This window comes from Microcystis sp. LE19-84.1B, assembly GCF_027531875.1.
Taxonomy (GTDB): Bacteria; Cyanobacteriota; Cyanobacteriia; order Cyanobacteriales; family Microcystaceae; genus Microcystis; species Microcystis panniformis.
Genome location: NZ_JAPZSR010000023.1, coordinates 1 through 4,367 on the forward strand (window position 1 = coordinate 1; position 4,367 = coordinate 4,367).

Below are 4,367 nucleotides of genomic sequence, written 5' to 3' on the forward strand. Positions count from 1 at the left end.
GATTTCTCGGCTGGTGAGAGAGAGTCTATCTTTCTCTAAAAAAATGGAGAATCACGTTGGGGCTGTTTGGTATTTTATCCATGACTACAACGCACAGCTGGCAAAGGATTAAGCCGCCATCACTACTACCGAATCACCACCCTCACACCAAATACACATTTTTTAACAAATCTTTCCGTATATTACTCTTATATAGAGCGATCGCAAGAAACTTTCCCTAATAAAATTACAAGTAACCGTGTTATTTTGAAAATCCCACAGGGTGGCCGATACAAAATTAGGTTATACTTCATCTTTATGAGAAACACTGCCACACCAGAATCGAATTGGGGAGATTGATTACCATATTTAACTTCATTTGTCAAGAAATTCGCTCATTTTTAGGTGCGATCGCTTTTTACACGATTATTCCCGTTCCGATTGCCTGGCCTGATTTTGGCAGAATTGCCCGATGGATTCCCTTAGTGGGCTTATTTTTGGGTCTAATTCTGGTTTTGCTCGATATAACTCTAGCTGGTCTGGGAATGCCACCCCTGACTCGTGCGGTTGTCCTTGTGGGAGTTTGGGTTTATCTAACGGGAGGACTACACCTTGATGGAGTTAGTGACACGGCCGATGGTTTAGCTGTCACTGACCCCCAGCGTCGTTTAGCGGTCATGGCCGATAGTGTTACTGGGGCCTTTGGAGTCATGGCCGTGACCATGGTTTTGCTGCTAAAAATCGCCGCTTTGACCGATTTAAGCGATAATCGAGCCTTAGCCCTAATTTTAGCACCAATTTGGGGACGTTGGGGGCAAGTAATGGCGATCGCTCTTTATCCCTACCTCAAACCCACCGGTAAGGGAGCCTTTCATAAAGTGGCTTTTTGTCTGCCTTGGGACTGTGGGGGAGTAATTTGGGGGTTAATCGCCCTATTTGGTGGTCTAAGCTGGGGAATAATCGCCATTAGTGCCGGAATCGCCCTCGCTCTGCTTACTGGTTACTGGTTATATCGTCGTCTTCGCGGTCACACCGGCGATACCTACGGTGCGGTGGTAGAGTGGACAGAGGCTCTATTCTTGGTTTTTTTGACAATAATTAGCTAATTTTTGCCCTCCACGGCCCGTAAACGGGTTAATTTCAGGGTAAATTTTCCCCCACCGGTTTCTCCGAAAGCTCTCACCCGAATAATATATTTACCCGACTCGGTAATGCGTGCAAACAGGAGAGCATTAGTGCCACCATCGGGACCATCATCATTTTCCGCTACAGTGGAACCATCGTCGGCCAGGAGAATTAAAACTCCATCAAAGTTTTCCGATTTGAGATCGATGGCCACCTGATCATCCTTGTCCAAATCTACGGTATAATCCCTAGCAAACCCTCCCTCCCCCGTGGGAATATCTTTGTCGGTGAGAGTATCGTTAATTTCTTTGTTGAGGATGAGGGGGACGGGATTATAGATTTTTTCTGCTCGCACCGGTAAAGATTGACCGCTTAACCAGAATAAAGTGAGCAAGACGCATAAACTAGAATAGCGACCAGTCAAAGGGAATCTTGTCATAGGGGCAGATGTTCGTTTTCTCAATCTCCCTATTCTACAAAAAACTGATAACTATCAGCAGTTCGACAAAATTAAATTCAGACTCCGGAAAGGGGGAACGCTGGAACTGCGGAACTGCGGAAGGGAAAAATATGTGTAATTAATTTTGCTTAGGTAGTTATTCCTTGTTGGCAAAACAAATAAAAAAATCCCCCTTTGAGCAAGGGAGCAAGAGGGAAGATACAACCCGTTTAAGGTAATTAATAAAATCATTAAGTAGGTAGGTGTTAAAAGTTGTCAGACACCCCCCTTATCAAGGGGGGATTAAGGGGGGATCGGCACCCCCCTTATCAAGGGGGATCCCCCCGCCTTCGGCTTCCCCCCTTATCAAGGGGGGCAGGGGGGATCGAACCTAAAATCTATTTTTAATTTAATTATAACCAGCTACTTAATTGACAATATTTAAAAGAGATTAATTGAAAAATGAACTAGAAGTTAAAAACTTAAAGAGGATCCTTCCGTGGGCAAAGAAGCTAAAGATTGAGTGATATGATAGGCTTGACCGCGATAGGTAACGGCTACCGGTTTCTGAATCGTTTGAACGACACCACGGTTTTTTAAATAGGGAACACCACGATAGCTTAAAATCATCGGACTGGAAGCAACGGTGGCAGTGGGGTTTTTGTCGTAAGGAATGCCGCGATAGGTTAATTTCATAGCTGTCTCTGGAGATAATTAGTGAGTTAGTAATATCTCCATCCGCAGGGAAATTAATTCCAGAAAAGCTCAACTTTTTTCTGGTTAAATATCCTACCAAGAAGACCCCCGATAGCGCATTTCTCGACGCAGAGCATAACGACGGGCAAAATTGGGAACATCGCCCCGATGACCTAATAAAATGACCGTATCGCCTTGCTGTAGAATGGTGGAATGGTCGGGATGGGTGGATGGGTGGATGGGTGAGTGTAAGGATTTTGAGTCTCTCGGATCGATTTATCAACGTTTGTTTCTTGCACTTTTTTGGTTAAAAAAGTCCCAAAAACTCTTCCTAGCAAGGATTATACTGATATTCAGCAAACCCTACTTAATCAGTACAAAGTATAAAAGCAAGCTGTGATTGAGTTATAATTTTTGGAGATGTTTACTGTTTACTGTTTCACAGCGTTTTAATAAAGCTTGTCTTGCTTGTTTTTCATCTAACCAGTATTTCGGTAAAGCCTACCGATGGGTGAATTGATGAATCATTTTTCCTTCCCAGAGGGGCAATCTTCCCTTTGCGGGTTCAGTTTTAAATAAATGACTATCATTAGTCATCTGAAGTTCTTGAGTTAACTTGAGATTCCCTGTATCGGGAAGGGTTTCTCCTAGCAGAGGAAAACGAGACATTTTTTCAGCGATAGGAATATCTATATCTTGTTTAAATTCGATTACCGAGAGGTAATCTGGGGATAGTTTGCCGATTAAATCGACGCTAATTACTCAACTATCTTGATGGAAAAAACGTTGTAATTTCTCAAAATTGTGACGCATAAAATCCACAGAAAAGGAAAGAGTTTGTTTATTTTTTCAAAAGTTAAGATCACAAACTTAAAGCGACTGGCTCAACTGGAGTTGAGGGGGAAAAGGTATAATAGAGATACAGAGTTGGAGGTAAGACCATGGACTGGCACCTTGACCGTTTGCTTAAACTACCGGACATGACTGTCGTTAAAGTTCAAGAAATAGAAGGCTTAATATTTCTTAGCCTTGAAAGCTTAAAGGAAGGCATTATTTGTCCTCATTGTGAAAATTATACAGAGGATGTACATCAGACGAGGGAGGTACTGGTGCGAGATCTGTCAATATGTGGTCGGGGAGTGTATTTGAAAGTACCTCGCCGTCAGTTTATCTGTAGTGAATGTGGGAGATATACAACAGAAGAGCTAGAAGGGATGGTATTCAAACGACATCACACGGAACGTTATGAGGAATATGTATACGGAAGAGTAGTGGCAACAACCGTAAAACAAGTTAGTCGAGAAGAGCAGCTAAAAGAGGATGAAATTCAGGCAATTTTCGAGGCGGTAAGCGAAGAAAAGAATCAAAAAAACTGGCAGCCAGTAAAACATATAGGATTAGATGAGATAAGTACTGCTAAAGGACAAAAAAAATACAGAGCAGTGGTGAGTGATTTAGATAAAAAATGTCTAATAGATGTGATAGCGAGTAGAACTCAGGAAGAGCTTATAGAAGTGCTAAGCCAACAGCCAAAGGATATTCGAGAGAAAGTGGAGGAAGTTTGCATCGATATGTGGGGAGGGTTTGTCAAAGTGATCGAGGAGGTTTTTCCTAATGCAATTATAGTATATGACCGTTTTCATGTCATGAAGATGGTCAACAAAAGACTAAACGAAATACGATGTAAATTAGGAATGAGAGCGAAGGGAATGCGTCATCTTTTACTGAGTAATAGAGAGGACTTAACTAAAGAAGAAAAAGAAGAACTATCTAGGTTACTTAAAGATTATCCTATTTTACAAATCGCCTATGAAGAAAAAGAAGAATTAAGAGAAATCTACGAAAGGACTCGCACGATTAGTGGGGGAACTAGGAAATTAAGAAGGTGGCTGAAAAATGCTGAAGTTTTCTATGGAGAAATATGTGAGACAATTAGACAACACTTTGAAGGAATTTGCCATTACTTTATTAATCGAACAACGAATGGAGCTATGGAAGGCTTAAATAATCGTAGTCGTGTAATTTTGCGTCAGACTTATGGGTTAAGAAATTTTCAACATCTGCGCTCACGGCTGTTAGCAGCCAATCATTGATTAGTTAAACTTATCACCATCAGTCCAATAGACCC

The 4,367-nt window shown here is 41.7% G+C and carries 4 protein-coding genes and 3 pseudogenes; 3 read left to right on the forward strand and 4 right to left on the reverse strand.

What is annotated here, in order from left to right:
• Nucleotides 1–112: pseudogene (locus O9324_RS01245) on the forward strand (IS1 family transposase); the annotation flags it as partial.
• Between the two features lie 214 nt (nucleotides 113–326).
• A complete protein-coding gene (gene cobS / locus O9324_RS01250) occupies nucleotides 327–1,085 on the forward strand; it encodes an adenosylcobinamide-GDP ribazoletransferase (RefSeq protein ID WP_288139264.1) in 759 nt (252 codons plus the stop codon).
• Here the strand turns inward: cobS and O9324_RS01255 are convergent.
• The 4 genes and pseudogenes from O9324_RS01255 to O9324_RS27405 form a co-directional block, all read right to left on the reverse strand.
• Nucleotides 1,082–1,543 carry a PPC domain-containing protein gene (locus O9324_RS01255; protein ID WP_002786024.1) on the reverse strand — a complete coding sequence of 154 codons (462 nt, stop codon included), beginning with the start codon at nucleotides 1,541–1,543 and terminating at the stop codon, nucleotides 1,082–1,084. The two genes, cobS and O9324_RS01255, sit on opposite strands and share 4 nt — an antisense overlap.
• Nucleotides 1,544–2,017: 474 nt before the next feature.
• A complete protein-coding gene (locus O9324_RS01260) occupies nucleotides 2,018–2,239 on the reverse strand; it encodes a DUF4278 domain-containing protein (protein ID WP_002766149.1) in 222 nt (73 codons plus the stop codon).
• A gap of 93 nt (nucleotides 2,240–2,332) precedes the next feature.
• Nucleotides 2,333–2,464: pseudogene (locus O9324_RS27095) on the reverse strand (potassium channel protein); the annotation flags it as partial.
• Between the two features lie 213 nt (nucleotides 2,465–2,677).
• Nucleotides 2,678–3,114, reverse strand: a pseudogene (locus O9324_RS27405) (Eco57I restriction-modification methylase domain-containing protein); the annotation flags it as partial.
• Nucleotides 3,115–3,180: 66 nt separating this feature from the next.
• Here O9324_RS27405 and O9324_RS01270 point away from each other — a divergent pair.
• Nucleotides 3,181–4,332 carry an ISL3 family transposase gene (locus O9324_RS01270; RefSeq protein WP_288139265.1) on the forward strand — a complete coding sequence of 384 codons (1,152 nt, stop codon included), beginning with the start codon at nucleotides 3,181–3,183 and terminating at the stop codon, nucleotides 4,330–4,332.
• Nucleotides 4,333–4,367: the final 35 nt, after the last annotated feature.